This window comes from Pseudomonas sp. LBUM1662, from assembly GCF_059695915.1.
In genome coordinates this window covers 4,689,999-4,712,500 of the sequence record NZ_CP166793.1, presented here as the reverse complement: position 1 = coordinate 4,712,500, position 22,502 = coordinate 4,689,999, and the positions used below count along the sequence as shown (strand labels likewise).

At 60.5% G+C, this 22,502-nt stretch carries 17 protein-coding genes and 2 rRNA genes (1 of these 19 only partly in view); 16 read left to right on the top strand and 3 right to left on the bottom strand.

Features of this window, described 5'->3' with window-relative positions; all coding sequences use genetic code 11:
• Together ACA049_RS21245 and rrf are read left to right on the top strand one after the other, a co-directional pair.
• Positions 1-1,704: ribosomal RNA gene (locus ACA049_RS21245) — 23S ribosomal RNA — on the top strand (it extends 1,188 nt beyond the left edge of the window).
• 173 nt (positions 1,705-1,877) lie between these two features.
• Positions 1,878-1,993 (top strand): 5S ribosomal RNA (gene rrf / locus ACA049_RS21240).
• A gap of 114 nt (positions 1,994-2,107) precedes the next feature.
• Here rrf and ACA049_RS21235 read toward each other — a convergent pair.
• Positions 2,108-3,031, bottom strand: coding sequence for a TIGR03571 family LLM class oxidoreductase (locus ACA049_RS21235; RefSeq protein ID WP_497329597.1), 924 nt, complete (start codon positions 3,029-3,031; stop codon positions 2,108-2,110).
• Between the two features lie 274 nt (positions 3,032-3,305).
• On the opposite strand from ACA049_RS21235, the gene mrdA reads away from it, so the two are divergent.
• Complete coding sequence (gene mrdA / locus ACA049_RS21230; RefSeq protein ID WP_497329595.1) at positions 3,306-5,198, top strand: penicillin-binding protein 2; 1,893 nt, start codon at positions 3,306-3,308, stop codon at positions 5,196-5,198.
• Positions 5,199-5,210: 12 nt separating this feature from the next.
• On the opposite strand, the gene ACA049_RS21225 is transcribed toward mrdA, so the two are convergent.
• Positions 5,211-6,170: a LysR family transcriptional regulator gene (locus ACA049_RS21225; RefSeq protein WP_497329593.1), complete on the bottom strand. Its 960-nt coding sequence runs from the start codon at positions 6,168-6,170 to the stop codon at positions 5,211-5,213.
• A gap of 157 nt (positions 6,171-6,327) precedes the next feature.
• Here ACA049_RS21225 and ACA049_RS21220 point away from each other — a divergent pair, with 157 nt between their 5' ends.
• The 6 genes from ACA049_RS21220 (at position 6,328) to ACA049_RS21195 (ending at position 11,839) form a co-directional block, all read left to right on the top strand.
• Complete coding sequence (locus ACA049_RS21220) at positions 6,328-7,629, top strand: MFS transporter (RefSeq protein WP_497329591.1); 1,302 nt, start codon at positions 6,328-6,330, stop codon at positions 7,627-7,629.
• A complete protein-coding gene (locus ACA049_RS21215; protein WP_497329589.1) occupies positions 7,626-8,381 on the top strand; it encodes a class II aldolase/adducin family protein in 756 nt (251 codons plus the stop codon). Before ACA049_RS21220 ends, ACA049_RS21215 begins: the two co-directional genes overlap by 4 nt.
• Positions 8,378-9,319, top strand: coding sequence for a 2-hydroxyacid dehydrogenase (locus ACA049_RS21210; RefSeq protein WP_497329587.1), 942 nt, complete (start codon positions 8,378-8,380; stop codon positions 9,317-9,319). Before ACA049_RS21215 ends, ACA049_RS21210 begins: the two co-directional genes overlap by 4 nt.
• Before the next feature lie 128 nt (positions 9,320-9,447).
• Complete coding sequence (locus ACA049_RS21205) at positions 9,448-10,824, top strand: MFS transporter (RefSeq protein WP_497329585.1); 1,377 nt, start codon at positions 9,448-9,450, stop codon at positions 10,822-10,824.
• Positions 10,825-10,842: 18 nt separating this feature from the next.
• Positions 10,843-11,235: a RidA family protein gene (locus ACA049_RS21200; RefSeq protein ID WP_497329583.1), complete on the top strand. Its 393-nt coding sequence runs from the start codon at positions 10,843-10,845 to the stop codon at positions 11,233-11,235.
• Positions 11,228-11,839, top strand: a complete 612-nt coding sequence (locus ACA049_RS21195) for an RraA family protein (protein ID WP_497329581.1) — start codon at positions 11,228-11,230, stop codon at positions 11,837-11,839. The genes ACA049_RS21200 and ACA049_RS21195 overlap by 8 nt, the downstream gene beginning before the upstream one ends.
• Here the strand turns inward: ACA049_RS21195 and ACA049_RS21190 are convergent.
• Entirely contained in the window at positions 11,836-12,768 is a 933-nt protein-coding gene (locus ACA049_RS21190; RefSeq protein ID WP_497329579.1) for a LysR family transcriptional regulator, read from the bottom strand. The two genes, ACA049_RS21195 and ACA049_RS21190, sit on opposite strands and share 4 nt — an antisense overlap.
• Positions 12,769-12,929: 161 nt before the next feature.
• Here ACA049_RS21190 and ACA049_RS21185 point away from each other — a divergent pair, with 161 nt between their 5' ends.
• From ACA049_RS21185 to qhpG, 7 genes are all read left to right on the top strand, one after another.
• A complete protein-coding gene (locus ACA049_RS21185; protein ID WP_497329577.1) occupies positions 12,930-14,240 on the top strand; it encodes an MFS transporter in 1,311 nt (436 codons plus the stop codon).
• Between the two features lie 23 nt (positions 14,241-14,263).
• Complete coding sequence (locus ACA049_RS21180; protein WP_497329575.1) at positions 14,264-15,493, top strand: Zn-dependent hydrolase; 1,230 nt, start codon at positions 14,264-14,266, stop codon at positions 15,491-15,493.
• A 139-nt stretch (positions 15,494-15,632) separates the two neighbouring features.
• Positions 15,633-16,658 carry a histone deacetylase family protein gene (locus ACA049_RS21175; protein ID WP_497329573.1) on the top strand — a complete coding sequence of 342 codons (1,026 nt, stop codon included), beginning with the start codon at positions 15,633-15,635 and terminating at the stop codon, positions 16,656-16,658.
• Positions 16,659-16,879: 221 nt separating this feature from the next.
• A complete protein-coding gene (locus tag ACA049_RS21170) occupies positions 16,880-18,784 on the top strand; it encodes a sigma-54-dependent Fis family transcriptional regulator (RefSeq protein WP_497329571.1) in 1,905 nt (634 codons plus the stop codon).
• A complete protein-coding gene (locus ACA049_RS21165) occupies positions 18,784-20,502 on the top strand; it encodes an ABC transporter ATP-binding protein (protein WP_497329569.1) in 1,719 nt (572 codons plus the stop codon). Before ACA049_RS21170 ends, ACA049_RS21165 begins: the two co-directional genes overlap by 1 nt.
• Complete coding sequence (gene qhpE / locus ACA049_RS21160; RefSeq protein WP_497329567.1) at positions 20,492-21,169, top strand: subtilisin-like serine protease QhpE; 678 nt, start codon at positions 20,492-20,494, stop codon at positions 21,167-21,169. The genes ACA049_RS21165 and qhpE overlap by 11 nt, the downstream gene beginning before the upstream one ends.
• Entirely contained in the window at positions 21,166-22,455 is a 1,290-nt protein-coding gene (gene qhpG / locus ACA049_RS21155) for a flavin-dependent monooxygenase QhpG (protein ID WP_497329565.1), read from the top strand. The genes qhpE and qhpG overlap by 4 nt, the downstream gene beginning before the upstream one ends.
• The last annotated feature ends 47 nt before the right edge of the window (positions 22,456-22,502 follow it).

Below are 22,502 nucleotides of genomic sequence, written 5' to 3'. Positions count from 1 at the left end.
TGTAAGCCTGTGAAGGTGAGTTGAGAAGCTTGCTGGAGGTATCAGAAGTGCGAATGCTGACATGAGTAACGACAATGGGTGTGAAAAACACCCACGCCGAAAGACCAAGGTTTCCTGCGCAACGTTAATCGACGCAGGGTTAGTCGGTCCCTAAGGCGAGGCTGAAAAGCGTAGTCGATGGAAAACAGGTTAATATTCCTGTACTTCTGGTTATTGCGATGGAGGGACGGAGAAGGCTAGGCCAGCTTGGCGTTGGTTGTCCAAGTTTAAGGTGGTAGGCTGGAATCTTAGGTAAATCCGGGATTCTAAGGCCGAGAGCTGATGACGAGTGTTCTTTTAGAACACGAAGTGGTTGATGCCATGCTTCCAAGAAAAGCTTCTAAGCTTCAGGTAACCAGGAACCGTACCCCAAACCGACACAGGTGGTTGGGTAGAGAATACCAAGGCGCTTGAGAGAACTCGGGTGAAGGAACTAGGCAAAATGGCACCGTAACTTCGGGAGAAGGTGCGCCGGTGAGGGTGAAGCATTTACTGCGTAAGCCCATGCCGGTCGAAGATACCAGGCCGCTGCGACTGTTTATTAAAAACACAGCACTCTGCAAACACGAAAGTGGACGTATAGGGTGTGACGCCTGCCCGGTGCCGGAAGGTTAATTGATGGGGTTAGCTAACGCGAAGCTCTTGATCGAAGCCCCGGTAAACGGCGGCCGTAACTATAACGGTCCTAAGGTAGCGAAATTCCTTGTCGGGTAAGTTCCGACCTGCACGAATGGCGTAACGATGGCGGCGCTGTCTCCACCCGAGACTCAGTGAAATTGAAATCGCTGTGAAGATGCAGTGTATCCGCGGCTAGACGGAAAGACCCCGTGAACCTTTACTATAGCTTTGCACTGGACTTTGAATTTGCTTGTGTAGGATAGGTGGGAGGCTTTGAAGCGTGGACGCCAGTTCGCGTGGAGCCAACCTTGAAATACCACCCTGGCAACTTTGAGGTTCTAACTCAGGTCCGTTATCCGGATCGAGGACAGTGTATGGTGGGTAGTTTGACTGGGGCGGTCTCCTCCTAAAGAGTAACGGAGGAGTACGAAGGTGCGCTCAGACCGGTCGGAAATCGGTCGTAGAGTATAAAGGCAAAAGCGCGCTTGACTGCGAGACAGACACGTCGAGCAGGTACGAAAGTAGGTCTTAGTGATCCGGTGGTTCTGTATGGAAGGGCCATCGCTCAACGGATAAAAGGTACTCCGGGGATAACAGGCTGATACCGCCCAAGAGTTCATATCGACGGCGGTGTTTGGCACCTCGATGTCGGCTCATCACATCCTGGGGCTGAAGCCGGTCCCAAGGGTATGGCTGTTCGCCATTTAAAGTGGTACGCGAGCTGGGTTTAGAACGTCGTGAGACAGTTCGGTCCCTATCTGCCGTGGACGTTTGAGATTTGAGAGGGGCTGCTCCTAGTACGAGAGGACCGGAGTGGACGAACCTCTGGTGTTCCGGTTGTCACGCCAGTGGCATTGCCGGGTAGCTATGTTCGGAATAGATAACCGCTGAAAGCATCTAAGCGGGAAACTAGCCTCAAGATGAGATCTCACTGGGACCTTGAGTCCCCTGAAGGGCCGTCGAAGACTACGACGTTGATAGGTTGGGTGTGTAAGCGCTGTGAGGCGTTGAGCTAACCAATACTAATTGCCCGTGAGGCTTGACCATATAACACCCAAGCAATTTGCTTGCTTCGAGCCCAAAAGCGAAAGAGCACCAGATTGCGGTGTGTGAAGACGAAACGAACCGAAAGTTCGAGAGCTCACAAAACACCCGATCTATCACATACCCATTCGCTGGAGCGTGAACCCGCAAGGGCCCACGACCTGGCTACCGAATTTCTTGACGACCATAGAGCATTGGAACCACCTGATCCCATCCCGAACTCAGCAGTGAAACGATGCATCGCCGATGGTAGTGTGGGGTTTCCCCATGTGAGAGTAGGTCATCGTCAAGATTAAATTCCGAAACCCCAATTGCGAAAGCAGTTGGGGTTTTGTTTTTGCCCGTAGAAAAGTGGCGTGACAAAAAAGGGACAGCCCGACGGCTATCCCAGATTCCAGCAGCATCGTTAGTGAAACTTCGGCAGTACGTGTTCTGCGATCTCTTCAATAACCTCCGCCACAGGCCGTTCGCTACGACGCAAGTGCAAGCCAACATGCTGCACACCCGCCTCACGCAACGCTTGAAGCTCATCAATCAAGGCCAGTCGTCCACAGCTGCCACCAAAGCGCACACGGCGCATGGGGGCATGAGGATTAGCCGTCAGGTCCAAGTGTACGAAGCTGATGTAAGGCTTATCACCTCCGACTTCCCGCCACAGTCCCACTCGACGCCGATGCTCATCCGGCGTGCCAGGGTAGGCGAGCCAGCCGTCCATGTGTTCACCAATCCAGGCAGGTGATTGTTGACCCAGACCCGCCACCAGCAGTGGCACAGGCTGATCTCGCTCCGGCAAAAGAAACGCCCCCTCAGGCAATCGACCTTCACCCTGACTGCGTATCAACTCAACCGTGTCGCGAAAAATCTCCCCGCGCTGATCGTAATCTACCCCAAACAACGGATATTCCATCGGCCGGTCACCACTGGCCACCCCAAGCAGCAAACGCCCATCGCTCAATTCATCAACACTGTTGGCGGCCTTCAGCGTTAGCCAGGGCTGACGTAATGGCAGCACAACCGCCGCCGTGCCGAGCATGATGTTGTCGGTGATCCCGGCCAAATACCCAAGGTAGGAAAAGGTTTCAAAGACCTGTGCAGCATCGCCGAAGTTGGGGTCGTAAACCGGCACATCGCGCACCCAAAGTGCGCGAAAACCAGCGTTGTCAGCCAAACGCGCCATCGCCGCGTGTTGCTTCAAATCCGGAACACCGAACGGTCGATCTTCAGCAATCCGCAGCTGCTGTCCATCGCTGGACCAATCGTTATCCAGTGGCAGTTCCAGTCCGATGGAAAACCCATTTGAACCGAGTAATCGTTGAAATCGTGGATGCATGGAAAGACTCCCAACCAAAAAAATGGAATGACATGCACCCAGTATCTACAGGCCTATCTCCAAGAAAAATGCAGGAATCGGAATATCAATCTTGAACAAAACGCACGAGTCAAAGAATGAGCCGACTGTCGTTTTGGCCCTCAAGGACAACCGTTCGAGAAAATCTCGCTAAAGTGACCGCACAGTTTTTGGTATGGTGCAGCTCGTTTTTTAACGGACTGATTTCAAGCCTACGGATCGGCGCCCCTTTTTTAGTCAAAGAGCTGCTGCAGAAATGCCCGAACCGATACCCATCAAGGACCACGAAAAAGAGACGCGCCTGGTCAACAAGCGGCTGATCGTGTGCGCCTTGTTCGTCGCCGCGATTTCCTGTGCGCTAGTGGTGCGCATGTATGTGTTGCAAGTGGTGGAATTCGACTATCACTCGACAATCTCCGAAAACAACCGCGTGCATGTCCTGCCGATCACCCCCACGAGAGGGCTGATCTATGACCGCAACGGCGTAGTTCTCGCGGACAACCGTCCCAGCTTCAACCTGACCATCACCCGCGAACGCGCCTCCGACGTCAAAGAAGAACTGGATGAAGTGGTCAACCTCCTGCACTTGCCAGCCGAAGACCGGACACTGTTCGACAAGGCCATGAAGCAGGCACGCCACCCGTTTGTGCCGGTCACCCTGTTCTACGAGCTCAGTGAGCAGCAAATCGCCGTCCTCGCGGTCAACGAGTTCCGTCTGCCGGGGATCGATGTCGAGCCCCAGTTCGTCCGCCATTACCCGATGGGCGCACACTTCGCACATTCCATCGGCTATGTCGGTCGCATCAACGAAAAAGAATCCAAGGCCCTCGATACGGTGGAATATCGCGGCACCCAATCCATCGGCAAGACCGGCATCGAAAAATTCTACGAGTCTGAATTACACGGCCAAGTCGGTTACGAAGAAGTCGAAACCAACGCTCAGGGTCGCGTACTGCGTGTGCTCAAGCACACCGACCCGATCCCCGGCAAAAACATTGTCCTGAGCCTGGACGTCAAACTTCAGGAAGCGGCCGAAGAAGCCTTGGGCGATCGTCGTGGTTCAGTGGTGGCGCTCGACCCGTCGACCGGTGAAGTGCTGGCTATGGTCAGCAAACCCAGCTTCGACCCGAACCTGTTCGTCACCGGCATCAGCTTCAAGGAATACGCGGCGCTGCATGACTCCATTGATCGGCCGCTGTTCAACCGCGTCCTGCGCGGCCTTTACGCGCCGGGTTCGACCATCAAGCCCGAGGTGGCCATTGCCGGTCTCGATGCCGGCGTCGTCACCCCTCAGACCCGCGTCTTCGACCCCGGTTACTACCAGCTCCCGGACTTCGATCACAAATACCGCAACTGGAACCACAGCGGCGACGGCTGGGTGGATATGGACGCGGCGATCATGCGCTCCAACGACACCTACTTCTACGACCTGGCCCACAAGCTGGGCATCGATCGCCTGCACGACTACATGGCGATGTTCGGCCTCGGCGAGAAAGTCTCGCTGGACATGTTCGAAGAGTCAGCCGGGCTGATGCCATCCCAAGCCTGGAAGCGCGCCACGCGCCGTCAGGCCTGGTTCCCCGGCGAGACAGTCATCCTCGGTATTGGCCAGGGTTACATGCAGGTCACGCCGCTGCAGCTGGCCCAGGCCACCGCGCTGATCGCCAACAAAGGTGTGTGGAACCGGCCGCACCTGGCCAAGACCGTGGACGGTGTAGCGCCGGTGGACGAGCATCCGATGCCCAACATCCTGCTCAAGGACCCGCGTGACTGGGAGCAGGTCAACCATGGCATGCAAATGGTGATGCACGACGCTCGCGGGATTGCCCGAGCGGCGGCGCAGGGCGCTCAGTACCGCATTGCCGGCAAGAGTGGTACCGCGCAAGTGGTCGCGATCAAGCAGGGCGAGCGCTACAACCGGGCGAAAACCCTGGAGCGTAACCGCGACAATGCCTTGTTCGTCGGTTTCGCGCCGGCCGAGCATCCGAAGATCGTCATCTCGGTGATGATCGAAAATGGCGAGGCCGGTGGTCGCGTCGCCGGCCCGGTCGTGCGGCAGATCATGGATGCCTGGCTACTTGATCAGGACGGTCATCTCAAGCCGCAATACGCCACGCCGAGCAAGGCACCGGGCGACCCTCACGTCTAAGCGCTCAGGACTTCACAGCACAGGCTCACGAATACTGAGCATGTGCTGGAAGCTTTCGAGGAACACCGTTTCGGCCTGACTCATCTTCTGCTCGCGGTTCCACAGCAGCTGAATATCGAAATCCACCACCCCGTCTTCCGGTGGCAATCGCCAGAGCAGACCTTGCTCGACATCGCGGCGCACCAGGTGAGTAGGAAGACAACCAATACCGAACCCGGCGCAGATCAAGCGGTAAATCTCTTCAAAACTCGTCGATGAGGCAACGATCTTGCCAGTAAAACCCTGCTGGTCGCGAAACAGCGTCAACGGGGAAAGGTTGCCGCCAAGCTGGTCGCTGGTGAAGCTGACAAAGTTCTCCGCCGCGAGCTGTTCCAGGGTCAGATTCTCCTGCCCGAACAGGCGATGACGCTGTCCGCAGAAATACGCATAACGCTCACGAAACAGCACCCGCTGCTCCAACCGTGGCTGCGGTAAACGGCACAGGCCAACGCCGATAGTCGCGGTCTTTTGCAGCAGCGAACTGATAATGTTCGAACTGCCCATCACCTCGACTTCCAGCTCGATCTTCGGGTGGGTTTCGTGGAAATCGGCGAGGAACTCGTCGTAGTGTCGCGCTTGCACGCCGCTGACCGTGAGGATGCGAATCTTGCCGACCACATCGTCGTGGCGACTCTCCACCACCGTGCCCAGTCGCGAAATATCCCCGTAGATATCCGCCGCTATACGCAGCACTTCCTCCCCGGTTTCCGTCAGGTCAAACCGTCGACCACTACGGGCAATCAACACACATTCCAACTGTTCTTCCAGCCGCTTCAGCGACTGGCTCACCGCCGACTGTGTGATGTGCAAGCGTGCCGCCGCCCGGCTCATGCTGCCTTCCTGGCCGATAACCAGGTAGGTGCGCAACAGGTTCCAGTCGAGGCGGTCATTGAGAAAGCGGCGACCGACCCACGGGTTTGAAGTGGAGGGCATAAAGATTCCAAGTAGTAGCAGTGCTAATAGTAAAGATAAGAATTTGAAAATTGACTAATCCTGGCACGGAAGCGATAAAGCCAACAAGCGCCACAGAGTGCAACCGTCAAACAGCCTTCAGTACCTGCCCAAAACTATAAATACACAGGGTCCTTGCATGCACACTACCCCTCAACCGCGTCGAGCGGCGGCGGCAGCCTTCATTGGCACGACCATCGAGTTCTACGACTTCTACATCTACGCCACGGCCGCGGCGTTGGTGCTCGGGCAAGTGTTCTTTCCCAGCAGCGACCCGGTGATGAGCACGCTGGCAGCCTTCGGCAGTTTTGCTGTCGGCTTCATCGCCCGCCCCATGGCCGGCATGGTATTCGGTCATTTGGGCGATCGCCTCGGCCGCAAGAAAATGCTGCTGGTGACCATGGCGCTGATGGGCCTGGCGACCGCCGGCATCGGCATGTTGCCCAGCTATGCCAGCGTCGGCATCTGGGCGCCGGTCGGGCTGATCGTCCTGCGTTTGATCCAGGGCATTTCCGTCGGAGGCGAGTGGGGCGGGGCGGTGCTGATGGCCAGCGAGCACGCGCCGGCCAAGCGCAAAACCTTCTACGCGTCTTTCGCCCAACTCGGCAGCCCGGCCGGTCTGCTGCTCGCGTTGATTGCCTTTCGTCTGGTCACATCCCTGGAACCTGAAGACTTCCTGGACTGGGGCTGGCGCCTGCCGTTTCTCGCCAGCGGTGTGCTGATGATGGTCGGCCTGATGATCCGTTCCGGTGTCCACGAATCGCCGGAATTCGCCAAGGCACGGGACAACAACGAGACCGCCCAATACCCGGTAAAGGACGTGATCCGCACCTGCTGGCGGCAGATTCTGTTCGCCGCTGCGGCCGTGACCATCGGCTCGGCCGGATTCTTTTTCACCAACACCTTCATGATCACTTACGTCACCCAATACCAGGGCATCGCGCGCTCGACGATTCTCGATTGCCTGTTTCTGGTGACCGTCATCCAGTTGCTCTCGCAACCGCTGTCAGCGCTGCTCGCCGAGCGCATCGGCGAAGGCCGCTTTCTCAAACTTGTCGCGCTGCTGTGCATGGTCACGCCGTACCCGATGTTCCTGCTGGTAGGCACGCAAAACATCGTGCTGATGACCGTCGGCATCGCACTCGCGGTGGTGATTCTTTCGGCGCTGTACGCGGTGATCGCCGGTTACATGACCCAGGCGTTCCCGGTGCATCTGCGCTACTCGGGCATTTCCATCGCCTACCAACTCAGCTGCGCGCTGGCCGGCGGCACCACGCCGCTGATCGGCACGCTGCTGGCGAGCAAGTTTTCCGGACAATGGTTGCCGCTGGCGGTGTTCTTCACCTTGCTTTCGGCCCTGTCCTTGATCGGTGTTTGCGGCCTGGCTCGCCTGCGCGCCAACCCGGTCGTCACCCACGCTGCTAAAGAGGTGTATTCGTGAGTAAACCTGAACACATCGGCCCGGTTGAATGGCAGGCCCGTTGCGAACTGGCGGCGCTGTATCGCCTGGTCGCGCACTTTCGCATGACCGACCTGATCGACACCCACATCACCCTGCGGATTCCAGGGCCAGAGCATCATTTCCTGATCAACCGCTACGGGGTGATTTTCGACCGCATGCGCGCTTCGGACCTGGTGCGCATCGACAAGGACGGACAAGTCGTCGATCCGGTGTACCAGGGCCACCGAGTCAATCCCGCCGGTTTCGTCATCCACTCGGCGATCCACATGGCGCGCCCGGATTTGAACTGCGTGATCCACACGCACACCGCCGCAGGCATGGCCGTCGCGGCGCAGAAGCACGGCTTGCTGCCGATCAGTCAGCACGCGCTGAAGTTCTACGGCAAGTTGGCGTATCACACCTATGAAGGCATTGCGTTGTCGCTGAATGAACGCGAGCGTTTGATTGCCGACCTGGGGCCGCACCGGGCGATGATTTTGCGCAATCACGGCTTGCTGGTCGGCGGTTCGGGCGTCGCCCAGGCGTTCCAGGAAATTCACTTTCTGGAGCGCGCCTGTCAGGCGCAGGTCGCGGCGCTGGCCGGTGGTTCGGCATTGCATTACCCGTCCCCGGAAGTCTGTGCGCACACCGCCGAACAGTTTGACCGCGATGAGCAGGACAACATCATCGACCTGGCCTGGGAGGCCGCTCTAACCCTGATCGAATCCCAGCGTGAGTCCTACTTATCGTGAAAACCGCCATCAACACCGTGGTTTTGCTGTCCCGCGACACGTTGCTGCTCAAGCAACTGCAAGCCGCGTTTGCCCGCAGCGCGCCGCAGCTCACCACCGTACTGGCCGATGATCCTCTGGCCAAAAATGCGCAGATTGCCGCGTGCTGGTTTCCGCCACCGGGCAGCCTTGTCTCATTGCCGAACCTGCAAGTCATCCACTCGGTGGCGGCGGGCATCGATCACCTGGACCACGACCCGTCGTGCCCGGATTTGCCGGTGTGCCGGGTGGTCGATCCCGGTCACCGGCAAGGCATGACCGAGTACGTGCGCTGGGCGGTGATTCACTATCACCGCCGCTTCGATCAGGTACTCAATCAGCAACGCGAGCAGCATTGGGAGCGACCGCTGCAACGGGCGGCGGGGCAGTTCAAAGTAGGGGTCATGGGGCTTGGGTCGCTGGGCAGCGCAATTGCGCAGGATCTGGCGGCCGCCGGTTACAGCGTTCGTGGATGGGCGCGCAGTAGCAAGACGATCAATGGCGTCCAGACCTTCGCCGGTGCGCAGCAACTGAACACGTTTTTGAACGGTGTGGAACTGCTGATCAATCTGTTGCCCCTGACCAGCGAAACACGGGGCATCCTCGGCGGTGCAACGTTTGAACACCTCGCCAATGGTGCCGCCGTTGTGAATTGTGGTCGAGGAGGACATCTCAATATCGACGACCTCGAGCTAGCCCTGCAACGAGGCAAGCTGCGCGGTGCTCTGCTAGATGTTTTCGAACAGGAACCCCTGCCGGTCGATCACCGTCTCTGGACAATGCCCGGCGTAACGATCACTCCCCACATGGCCTCGGCGGCCTCCCACGACTGTATCGCCGAACAAGTAGCGGAAAACTTCCGCCGATTAAATGCCGGTGAACCGCTAGTGAATTGCGCGGACCGAACACTCGGTTATTAATAAGTAACTGCCTTGCAAACTCGCCCATTCAACTGGGCGAGACATAACAACAATCCTCACTACGAACGTTTTACTGCCAGTCAAAACAATTAAATAAACGAGTTCTTGATGAATTCCTGGAGACAGTGATGAGCGATCTATCGTCCGCAGAAAAGTCCGGCGCACCCCCGGAAGTTGCAAACATGAAGAAAGTGGCCGTGGCCAGTGTCATCGGCACCACGGTGGAATGGTACGACCTGTTTGTGTTCGCCACGGCTTCGGCGCTGGTGTTCAACAAAGTGTTCTTCCCGGACTTCGATCCGTTGATCGGTACGTTACTGGCTTTCGGTACGTTTGCTTCGGCGTATCTGGCGCGGATTGTCGGTGCAGCTTTGTTCGGGCATTTCGGTGACCGACTGGGCCGCAAGTCGATGTTGCTTATTTCCCTGTTGACGATGGGCGCCGCTACCTTCGCCATTGGCTTGTTACCCAACTACGCGGCCATCGGAATCTGGGCGCCGATCCTGTTGTTATTGCTCAGGGTCATCCAGGGCCTTGCGCTCGGCGGCGAGTGGGGCGGGGCGGTGTTGATGGCGGTGGAACATGCGCCCGCCAACAAGCGTGGTTTGTACGGTTCATGGGTGCAGATCGGTGTTCCGGCCGGGACCATGATTGCCAACCTGGCCTTCCTGTTGATCGCGGCGCTGATGTCCCCCGAAGACCTGTTGGCCTGGGGTTGGCGTATCCCGTTCCTGGCTAGCGTGCTGCTGATTGCGGTTGGTTTGTACATCCGCTTGAACATCGCTGAAACCCCGGCCTTCAACAAGGTCAAGGAAGCCGAGGTGCAGGTGAAAATGCCGCTGGCGGAAGTCTTCCGCAAGTACTGGAAACAAGTGGTGCTGGGCGGGATCGCCACCATGTCGACCGGTGCCTCGTTCAACATCATAGTTGCGTTCGGCCTGACCTACGGCACGCAGAATCTCGGGTTCAGTCGCAGCGTGATGCTCGGCGTGGTGCTGCTGTCCTGTGCCTGGTGCATCGTCATGTTGCCGGTGTTCGGCGCACTGTCGGACCGCTTCGGACGCAAGCCGATCATTGTCGCCGGCATCGTCGCGGAGGCGTTGGTCGCGTTCCCGATGTTCTGGTTGATGGACACCAAAGAGCTGCCCTTGGTGATCTTCGGTTACTTGCTGCTGATGACTGCATTCGCCGCCAACTACGGGCCGATTGCGACGTTCCTTGCCGAGCTGTTCGGCACCCGGGTGCGCTATTCGGGGCTGTCGATCAGCTACATGTTGTCCGGTCTGCTCGGTAGCGCGGCAACGCCGATTGTCACCACGGCATTGCTGGCGGCCACCGGCAAAGGCTCGTCAGTCGCCTGGTACATGATCGGCGCGGCGCTGATTTCGCTGATCGCGCTATTGCTGCTGACCGAGACCTTCAAGCGAGACATCAGCGAAATCCCGACGACGGCGACCACCGACGATCAACCCGCCCGCAAACCTTTCAAATCGGCAGCCGCCTGATCCATGGAGTTCAACACTATGCGCAGAATCCAGTCGGCCCCGGGCTTCATCGGCCCGGTCGGCCCTTACTCTCAAGCGGTGGTCAGCGGCCATCTGGTGTTCACTGCCGGGCAGATTCCGGCCCAGACCGGGCTTGATGACCAGCCCGCCAATTTCACCGAACAAGTGCGGCAAACCTTGCGCAATCTGGAGGCGATCCTGATTGAAGCGGGGTCCGGTTTCAGCCACGTGATCAAGGTCAACGCCTACCTGACCGATCCCGCACAACTGGAGCCATTCAATGCGGTGTATCGCGAATTTCTCGGCCATGCGCCACCGGCGCGCACCACGGTGTGCGTGGCGCTCTGGGGTGTGTCGCTGGAAATCGATTGTGTGGCCGAGTTGATCACGAAGGAGTCGCAGCATGGATAAGTCACGGCTGATTGAGCAGCTCAACGCAGTGAGCTTTCCGACCCTTGGGCATTTTCTGGAGGAGGGCTTCGCCGACTCGCAAATGCGGGCCATGGTGCCCAATGTAAAACTGGTCGGCCGGGCGCTGACGTTGAAGCTGGTGGGCGCCGATGCCATCGCCGTCAACCAGGCCCTTGCGCTGATACAACCCGGCGACGTGCTGGTGATCGACACCGACGGCGATTGGCAACACGCCCCGGTCGGCGCGGTGACCAGTTGTGCCGCGAGCTGTGCCGGAGCGGTGGGCATCGTGGTGGACGGGGCCGTCACCGATCTGCTGGAACTGCGTGAAGCCGGGCTGCCGGTCTTCGCTCGCGGCACCAGCTTGCTGACCACCAAACTGCACGGACGTGGCGACAGCCAGATCAATCAGCCGATCCACTGCGCCGGCATCACGGTAAACCCCGGCGATCTGGTGCTGGCGGATGACAACGGCGTGCTGTTTCTCGACTGGCAAACAGCGGCCGACGTGATCGAACAAGCCTTGGCTTCCGATCATGCCGAGCCTCGCTTGCTCGAGCGTTTGCGCGGGGGCGAACCGGTGGCGCAGGTCTTGCGCGTTTAGGCGGTGAGGCAGCGTTGCAGGCTCTCGATGAAGATCGTCTCGGCCCGGCTCATGCGCTGCTCGCGGTTCCACAGCAAATGAATGTCCACATCGGCAATCCCTTCGTGGGGCGGCAGGCGCCAGAGCAATCCGGCGTCGACATCCGCCGCCACCACGTGCTCAGGCAAGCAGCCGATGCCGAACCCGGCGATCACCAGTCGCCGGACTTCTTCCAGGCTCGGTGACGAGGCGACGATCCGTCCGCTGAAACCCTGCTGATCGCGGAAAATCGTCAGCGGCGAGAGCATGCCGCCAATCTGGTCGCTGGTGAAACTGACGAAATTCTCCCGCTGCAAATCCCCTTCAACCACGTTCTGCCGGCCGAACATCCCATGGTGCTTGCCGCAGAAAAACGCGTAGCGCTGACGCAGGAACAGCCGTTGTTCCAGGCGTGGTTGCGGACGACGATTGAGGCTCAGGCCCAGGGTCGCAGTCTTTTCCTGCAAGGCGCTGACGATGTCGGAGCTGCGCATCACGTCGACTTCCAGGTCCACGCGCGGATGCTGGTGATGAAAGTCCGCGAGGAAGTCGTCGAAGCGCTCCGAGTAGATCCGGCTGATGATCAGCAATCGCACCTTGCCGATCACTTCGTCGGCCGGTTGCTCCAGCACGCTGCTGACCTGGGACATCTGCCCGTAGATTTCCCCGGCCAGTTCAAAGATCTGCTCGCCGACTTCGGTCAGGGCAAAACGCGGCCCGCGACGGGCGATCAATTGCCGACCGAGTTGCTCTTCCAGACGCTTCAATGCCTGGCTCACCGCCGGTTGCGTCAGGTGCAGACGGGCGGCGGCACGGCTGATGCTCAGCTCCTGGCCGATCACCCGAAAGGTGCGCAGCAGGTTCCAGTCCAGACGGTCATTGAGCAGGCGTTGTACATCGCGTTCGGCCATGAGGCTCTCGATTATAAGCTGTCGTAATAGTCCGCATAATAAATAGAAAATTGACTAATCATAGTCCCGAGACGATAAATCATCCCCAGACAGGCGCCGTCAGAGTGCCTTGATTGAACCGATTCTCTCCTGCCAAAAAAACAATCAAAGGAGCCCGACCCATGAAGCCCAACGCTTCGCCCCAGCCGCGCCGTGCGGCAGCCGCAGCCTTCATCGGCACCATGATCGAGTGGTACGACTTTTACATCTACGCGACCGCCGCCGCCCTGGTGTTCGGCGCGCTGTTCTTTCCCTCCGACGACAAACTGTTCAGCACGATGGCCGCGTTCGGCACCTTCGCCGTGGGCTTCTTTGCGCGGCCGTTGGGCGGGATCATCTTCGGCCATATCGGCGACCGGATCGGCCGCAAGAAGTCGTTGATCATCACCTTGCTGATGATGGGCGTGGTTACGGTGTGCATCGGCTTGCTGCCGACCTACGCACAAATCGGTGCCGCAGCGCCGGTGCTGCTGATCCTGCTGCGCATCGTCCAGGGCATCGCGGTCGGTGGCGAGTGGGGCGGGGCGGTGTTGATGGCCGGCGAACATGCGCCGAAAGGTCGCCGCAATTTCTTCGCCTCCTTCGCGCAACTGGGCAGCCCGGCGGGTTTGATCCTGTCGCTGCTGGCCTTCAGCGCAGTCACCCGTTTGCCGGAAGAAGACCTGATGAGCTGGGGCTGGCGCCTGCCGTTCCTCGCCAGCTCGTTGTTGCTGCTGGTGGGCCTGGCGATTCGTCTGGGCGTGAATGAATCACCGGAGTTCCTCGCCAGCCGTGAACTCGCGAGCAAAAGCACGCGCAAGGAGCAGGCGCCGGTCATGGAAGTGCTGCGTACCGCGTGGCGTCCATTGCTGCTGTGCATCGGCGCCAACACCCTCGGGATTGCCGGGGTGTATTTCACCAACACCTTCATGATCGCCTACACCACCCAGCAACTCGAACTGCCGCGCTCGCTGATTCTCGAGTGTCTGTTTGTGGTGGCGATCATTCAGTTCTGCATTCAGCCGCTGGCGGCGTGGGTTGCCGAGAAAATCGGGGCGACGCGGTTTTTGTGCCTGATGTCGTTGCTGGCGATGGCCTCGCCTTATCCGATGTTCGTTTTGGTCAGCTCGGCCCAGGCGCCGCTGATCATCCTCGGCATCGCCCTGGCGGTGGTGTGCATGGCGTCGTTCTATGCGGTGATCGCCGGTTACGTCAGCGGCATGTTCGAGACCCGGGTGCGCTACACCGCGATCTCGTTGGCCTATCAGATTTGCGGTGCCCTGGCCGGTGGCCTGACGCCGCTGATCGGCACGATGCTGGCACACAAGTTCGCCGGCCAATGGTGGCCGATGGCGGTGTTCTACAGCCTGATCGCCGCGACGTCGCTGATCTGTGTCCTGTCCCTTGCCCGTCGCCATGCCAGTGCTGAACGCATTGAATTGGCCAACGCTTAATCCAGAATTTCCAGGAGTCACTCATGTTGAAGATCAATGGCGAACGCCTGTGGGCGAGTCTGATGGCCATGGCCGAAATCGGCGCCACCGCCCGTGGCGGTAGTTGCCGCCTGGCCCTGAGCGATGAAGACAAGGCCGGCCGCGAACTGTTTGCCCACTGGTGCCGAGAAGCCGGCATGACCCTGAGCGTGGACGCCATCGGCAACCTGTTCGCCCGCCGCGCCGGCACCGACCCGGATGCCGCCCCCGTGATGATGGGCAGCCACCTCGACACCCAGCCTGAAGGCGGGCGCTTCGACGGTGTCTACGGCGTACTCGCCGGCCTGGAAGTGGTGCGTTGCCTCAACGACCTCGGCATCCAGACCCGCAAACCGCTGGAAGTGGCGGTCTGGACCAACGAAGAAGGCGCACGCTTCACCCCGGCCATGTTCGGGTCGGCGGTGTTCACCGGCATCATGCCTCTGGACGCGGCGCTGGTGGTGCGGGACATCGATGGCATCAGCGTCGCCGAAGCGTTGCAGCGCACCGGTTATGCCGGCGAGCGTCCGTTGGGCGGCGCAGTGGATGCGTACTTTGAAGCGCACATCGAACAGGGCCCGATCCTCGAAGACAACGCCAAAAGCATCGGCGTGGTCAGCGGTGGGCAGGCGATTCGCTGGCTCGACGTGCGGGTCGAAGGCATGGCCGCCCACGCCGGCACCACGCCGATGCCGCTGCGCAAGGACGCCTTGTACGGCGTGGCGCGGATGATCCAGGCGATTGAAGGTTTAGCCACTGATTTCGCCCCGGAAGGCCTGACCACCGTGGGCGAATTAAGCATCAACAAGTCCTCGCGCAACACCATTCCCGGCCTGGTGAATTTCACCGTCGACCTGCGTCATCACCGCGACGAAGCCATCGAAGCGATGGAGCAACAGGTCCGTGCGCGACTCCAGGCAATTGCCGACGGCCGTGGCTTGAACCTGACCATCACCCCGCACTGGATCAGCCCGGCGACACCGTTCGATGCCGACTGCGTGGCAGCCGTGCAGCAGGCGGTGGACGCGCTGGGCTACGCTCAGCAATCGATTGTCAGCGGCGCCGGGCACGACGCGATTCACCTGGCGCGGTTCTGCCCGACGGCGATGGTGTTTATCCCGTGTGTTGGCGGGTTGAGCCACAACGAAGCCGAAGACGTGCTGCCCGAGGACGTGCGGCAGGGCACCGACGTCCTGCTCAACGCCGTGCTGGCCCGCGCCGAAAAAGCTGAATAAACATGATCTCTGTAGGAGCGAGGCTTGCCCGCGAAGGCGTCAGCACATTCGACATCGACGTTGACTGACACACAGCCTTCGCGGGCAAGCCTCGCTCCTACAGAAGGGCGCACCCGGTTCAAGAATAGGAATTTATCCCATGCGCAGTTTTTTCCACCCCGAACAATTGCTCCACCATCCACGCAGCTATTACTCACGGGGGCAGATGCGCACGCCGCAGGAAGTGCCCGAGCGTTTGCAGCGATTGGTGCAGGCCTCTCATTCCCTTGGCTTCAAGGTCGAGCAACCCGCCGATGCCGGACTGACGCCATTGCTGGCGGTCCACGGCGCGCCGTACCTGACATTCCTGCAGGAAGCGCATCGGCGCTGGAAGGAAATTCCCGAGGATTGGGGCGACGAGGTGATGTCGAACATTTTCGTGCGCGAGCCCAATGCCTTGCGCGGGATTCTCGCTCAAGCCGCGCGCTATCTGGCGGACGGCAGCTGCCCGGTAGGCGAGCAGACCTGGCGCTCGGCGTATTGGTCGGCGCAAAGCGCGGTTGCCGGTGCTCAGGCGTTACTCGATGGCGAGCCGGCGGCTTATGCCTTGTGTCGTCCACCGGGTCACCATGCCCGGGCCGAAGCGGCAGGTGGTTTCTGTTATGTGAACAATGCAGCGGTGGCGGCGCAGGTGTTACGCGCCGGGTTTGAAAAGGTTGCGGTGCTCGACACCGACATGCATCACGGCCAGGGGATTCAGGAGATTTTCTACGACCGCGATGACGTGCTCTACGTCTCGGTACATGGCGATCCGACCAATTTCTATCCTGGAGTTGCCGGGTTTGCCGATGAGCGCGGCGTCGGGGCCGGCGAGGGGTTTAACCTAAACTTGCCGATGGCGCATGGATCGAGTGAGGCGCACTTCCTCGAACAATTGGACGTGGCGTTGGCGGCGGTGAAGGACTTTGGTGCCGAGGTGCTGGTGCTGTCCCTGGGCTTCGATATTTTCGAACTGGACCCGCAGAGCAAAGTGGCGGTGACGCGGGAAGGGTTTGCGCTGCTGGGCGAACGGATTCGCAGCCTTGGGTTGCCGTGTTTGATTGTGCAGGAGGGCGGGTATCACCTGGAGAGCCTTGAGGATAATGCCCGGGCGTTTTTTGTGAATGCCGAGGTGTGGCAGCTCTGAGATCATTGGTGCCAGGTAGATCGCCTTCGCGGGCAAGCCTCGCTCCTACAGGTTATTTGCCTGGCGGGAAATTTTGGTTCGCCCGCGATGAACGATAACGCGGTCCCCCGGATGAAACACAAGCGCCGTAAGGCACTTGCCATCGCCCTGACGTTAACGTAAAGATTGCGGCAGGGCGCTGATCTTGAATAAGCGCAAAGCGGACCGATCCGGAGCGCTTGATGACGCTAATAAAAACAACTCTTCCCAAGCTTCACCGCGAAGCCCGGCTGGCCCGGGAAAAACTCCATCTCGAGGGCGAAGTCCCCGATGGCGTGTTGCGGGCCGAAATCGATGCGTCGTGGCGGCGCAGTCTCAGCCATGGCGTGCATTTCAATGCCAAGCACGAACTGGCGCTGGAGTCGTCCGCTAGCCTGGACGTGCTGCTGGCGAGCAATCGCCTGCTGATCGACGCCGCATTGCCGGCCATCGACTACCTGGCGGACCGCCAGGGCAAGGAAGGCCTGATTATCCTCGCCAACTCCGACGCCACCATTCTTGCCGTCGAAGGTCGCGCCGATCGCCTCAAGGGCAGCGGCCTGCAAGACATCACCCTCGGCGCCTGCTGGAGCGAAGCCGCTCGCGGCACCAACGCGCTGGGCACAGCGCTGGTCGAAGCCCGACCGACGATGATCGATTGCGGTGAACATTACCTCGATCGTCTGACCGATTTCTCCTGCACGTCGGTGCCGATTTACTGCCCCCAAGGCGACATCCTCGGCGTCCTCGACCTGACCCGCGAAGGCCCGCTCGGCCGGGTGCATGACAGCACCGCGTTGCTGGCCATGGCGGTCAGCCAGATCGAAAGCCGCGTCTTTAACTCAAGCTATCCGGATGAAATCGTCCTCGCCTTCCACAGCCGTCGGCAATACCTCGAATCCCCTTGGCAGGGCCTGCTGGCGGTGAGCCTCGGCGGGCAGATCCTCGCGGTCAGCGCCCAGGCCTGTCAGTTGCTGCGTGCCGAGCGTTCGGCGCTGGTCGGTCGCCGTTGCGAAGAGTTTCTGGGGGTCGATGGCCTGCAATTGCTGTCGCGCCTGCATCAGGGCGGCGTCGGCAGTTTGCAGACTGCCAAAGGCGAATTCTTCTACAAAACCCTGCGTGCGCCGCAACGTTCGATCAATGTCAGCACACCGCCGCGCACCACCGCGAAAACCGCCAAACCACAACCGGATCTCGAATCCCTGGCCGGCAGCAACGTCCGTTACGCCCGGGCCCTGCGCATGGCCCGCCAAGGGTTGGCCAACGAATTGCCAGTGTTGCTGCTCGGTGAAACCGGCACCGGTAAAGAAGTCATCGCCCGCGCCTTGCACATGGCCGGAACCCGCTGCGACAAACCCTTCGTCGCGGTGAATTGCGCGGCGATCCCCGAGGGCCTGATCGAGTCGGAACTGTTCGGCTACCGCGAAGGCGCCTTCACCGGTTCCCGTCGTGGCGGCATGATCGGTCGGCTGCAACAGGCCCACGGCGGCACCTTGTTCCTCGACGAAATCGGCGACATGCCGCTGGCTTTGCAGGCACGTCTGCTGCGGGTGTTGCAGGACCGTAAAGTGGCGCCGCTGGGTGCCGGCGAGGAACAAGACATCGATGTCGCGCTGATCTGCGCCACCCACCGGGATCTCAAGCGCCTGGTCGAAGAAAAGCACTTCCGCGAAGACCTGTTCTACCGGGTCAACGGCATCAGCGTGATGCTCCCGGCCCTGCGCGAGCGTGAGGATTTCAGCGGTTTGGTCGCTCGCCTGCTGGCCAAACTTGATGCCCCGGCGATGGTTCTGCATGACGACTTGAGCCGTTTGCTCGACGGCTATCACTGGCCGGGCAACATCCGCCAACTGGAAATGGTCCTGCGCACCGCGCTGGCCATGCGCGAACCGGGGGACACGGTGCTCACCCTCGACCACTTGCCCGACAGCATGCTCGACGAATTGACCGCCACCGAGCGCCCGGCATCAGGCAGCATTCGCGAAAACGAACTGGAGCTGATTCGCCAGTCCCTGGACAGCCATCAGGGCAACGTCTCGGCTGCCGCCGACGCCTTGGGCATCAGCCGCGCGACCCTGTATCGCAAGCTCAAACAGTTGCGCTCGTGATGCAGCGCTTGATCGTTCGGCTGATCGACAGCCAGAACCCCGAAGCCCTGCAGGCGGCATTGCGTTGGCTCTACAGCTTTGTGCGCCCGCATCGGCTGGCGATCGCCGGGTTGCTCGGTTTGTCGGTCTGCGCCTCGTCGCTGGTGCTGGTGCAACCGTGGCTGACAAAACTGCTGATTGACGATGGCTTGCTGGCGAAAAACTTTCCGATGCTGGTGCTGATTGCCGGGTTGATGATTCTCGCCGGGCTGCTCGGCACGGCGTTGTCGGGGATCAATCGCTACCTGCACACGCGCCTGTCCGGGCGGATGCTGTTCAGCCTGCGCGACGACCTCTATCGGCATTTGCAGACGTTATCGCCGAGCTTCTACGGGCAACGGCGCATCGGTGATCTGATGTCGCGCCTCGATGGCGATGTCGCGGAGATCCAGCGCTTCGCGGTGGATTCGCTGTTCTCGGCGGTATCGAGCATCGTTGGCCTGGTGGTTGCGGTGGCCATGCTGCTGACCCTGTCGTGGAAACTCTCGCTGCTGGCGCTGGTGCTGATTCCCCTCGACGTGCTCTGGCTGCGCTGGATGCGGCGCAAGGTCGAGCGCGATGTGCGGCAGTTGCGCGAGCGTTCGGCGGACATGTCCTCGTTCATGGTCGAGACCTTGCCGGTGATGAAATTCATCCAGTCCGCCGGCCAGCAGCAACGTGAGTCGCGTCGGCTGGAGTCGCTCGGTCAAGGCTACATGAGCCAGTTGCTGCGCCTGCAAGTCACCGAGTTTTTCACCCAGGCGGTGCCTGGCACGCTGACGTCATTGTCCCGCGCCTGCGCGTTTTTGATTGGCGGTTATTGGGTGGTGCAGGGCACTTGGCAACTGGGCGCGCTGATCGCGTTTTCCACCTATCTGGGGATGGCGGTCGGGCCGGTTCAGAGCCTGCTCGGGCTCTATGTCGCGATTCAGCGGATGACCGTCAGCCTCGGGCGGGTCATGGAACTGCGTGGTGAGGAACCGACCGTGCTCACACCGGTTGAACCCAAGCCGATGCCGGCTTCCGGTGAATTGCGTTTCGATGACGTGCACTTCAGCCATCCCGGCCGCCCGACGACCTTGCGCGGCATTGAAGCGCGAATCCCCTATGGCTTGAAAGTCGCCCTGAGCGGTGGCTCCGGTGTTGGTAAATCAACGCTCATCGATCTGCTGCAACGCCATCACGATCCGCAATCCGGCCGGGTGTTGTTGGGGGAGGTCGACCTGCGGGAACTGGATCTGTTCCAGCTGCGTCGGCGGATTGCCGTGGTCAGTCAAGACATCGTGCTGTTTCGCGGCAGCCTCGCCGACAACCTCGCTTACGCGGTGCCGGATGCCAGTCGCGAAGCGATTGCCGAAGTCGCAAGGCTGGCGCAACTCGACAGCCTGATCGAGTCGTTGCCCGAAGGTCTCGACAGTCCGCTGGGCGAGCGCGGCCAGCAGCTCTCCGGCGGGCAGAAACAGCGCATCGCCATCGCCCGGGCGCTATTACAGGATCCGCTGATTCTGGTACTTGACGAAGCCACTTCGGCGGTGGACGAAGCCACCGAACGCGAAGTCATCGAGGCCATCGACCGACTGTTTGCCGGGCGTACGCGAATCTTGATCAGCCATCGACCTTCCACGCTGGCCGATGCCGATTTGCGCTTCGAATTGCTCGACGGCGTACTCATTTCAAAAACGGTGCTGCATGAAGCCTGAGCTACGGATCGGCGTGGTCGACAGCGGCCATTCGGCGGCGCAACGGGTGCAGGTGATCGCTGGTCGGCGCTTCTCGCTGCTGGAAGATGGCCTGGCCGAAAGCGACTTGCGCGACGACCCGTTGGGCCACGGCAGCGCGGTGATCGAGGCGATTGGACGTCGGGCGCCTGCGGCGGTGTTTTGCGTGGGGCAGGTGTTTGACCAGCGCGGCGTCACCAGCGCCTTGCAGATCGCCACCGCGATTGACTGGCTGGTGGCGCAGGACGTTCGGTTGATCAACTTGAGTCTTGGCTTGCGGCAGGATCGAAGCCTGTTGCGCGAAGCCTGCGCAGCGGCGGTAGCGCGGGGCATTTTGCTGTGCGCCTCCAGCCCGGCGCAGGGAGAGGGCGTGTTTCCGGCGAATTACCCCCAAGTGCTGCGAGTCACCGGCGATGCGCGCTGCGCCGAGCATGAATGGTCGTGGCTCAACAGTGCCCAAGCCGATTTCGCAGCGTGTGTGCATGGGACCTATCCGGGGCAGTCGGGTGCGAGTCTTGGGTGTGCGGCGTTGAGCGGGCACATTGCGGGTTTTCTGGTGGCCAATCCCGACGCGAGCAACGAACACATCATTGAGTGGCTGCGCGAGAACGCCCGCTATCGCGGCCCTGAACGGCGCTTCGGGCCATGATTCTGATTCTTGGTGCGGGGCCGGCGGGAGCAGCGGTTGCCCTGGGTTTGCGGCGGCTCGGTTATGCCGTGACCCTGGTGAGTGAGTGGCGTCGGTTTGCCGCGTTGGAAGGCGTTTCCACTCGGGTATTGGAGGCGTTGCGCGGTGCGGGTCTGCATCAGGCGTTGGCGGACGCGGCGCTGCCTTCCCAGCGGCAGGTGTCGTGGAACGGTCAGCAGCATGCGCAAAACATCGAATTTCTGTTGGACCGTCCGAGCTTCGACCGAGGCTTACGCGAAGACCTGCGGCTGGCGGGCGTTGAGCTGATCGAAGGTCGGGTGCTGGGCGTTCAAACCTCGGCGACCGGACATCGGGTTGAGATTGAAGGGCGTGAGGCGTTGATCGCGGATTTCCTGGTGGAAGCCCGTGGGCGTCAGGCCCCTGCGCTTGGCAAAGGCCTGCGCGGGCCGGAGACGGTCAGCCTGCTCAATCGCTGGCAAGGCACGTCGGGCAGCACCGCCAGTGCGGTGGAAAGCCTTGAGGACGGCTGGGCCTGGATGGCGCGACGGGCCGACGGTCAGTGTTATTGGCAATGGACGGTGGACGTGGCCAGCGCCGAGTTGCCGGGCAAGGCGCAGTTACTGGATTACTGTCGCGCGCGACGTCAGGGTTCGGCGTTGGCGCGCGAGTTTTTCGGTGTCGATGCTGAAATCGATCTTCAGTTGCATGCGCGCAGCAGCACGGCGATTTTGAGCCCGCAGGTGTGTGGTGAACGCTGGATCCGGGTCGGCGATGCCGCGATGGCGGTGGATCCGCTGTCGGGCAATGGCATCTTCCAATCCTTGTCTTCAGCGTTACAGGCGCCCACGGTGATCAACACGTTGATGCGTAAACCGGAACGGGCGGCACTGGCACAACGGTTTCATCAGCAGCGGGTAGAGCAGCTTTTTTTGCGCTTTGCGCGGATCGGCCGGGATTTTTATGCCGATGAGCAGCGGTGGCGGGAGCTGCCGTTCTGGCAGGCGCGGCGGCAGTGGCCGGATGCTGAAGTGGCCCATGCCGAGGCGGATTTTGCGGCGTTGAGGATTGAGCGGGCGCCGGTGTTGAACGACGGGTTTGTGGATGAGGCCGAGGTGGTGGTGACGGCGGATCAGCCGCTGGGGATCTGGCATGTGCAAGGGGTTGAGCTGGCGCCGTTGCTGCGGCGGGTGCGGACCGAGCCGGTCGAACAGGCGTTGGCGGGGTTGACAGTGGAGCAGGGGCGGGTGGTTCGGGGGTGGTTGTTGGCTCAGGGGTTTAAACCTTGAATGTTTGGTGACTGGTCTGGCTTCTTCGCGGGCAAGCCTCGCTCCTA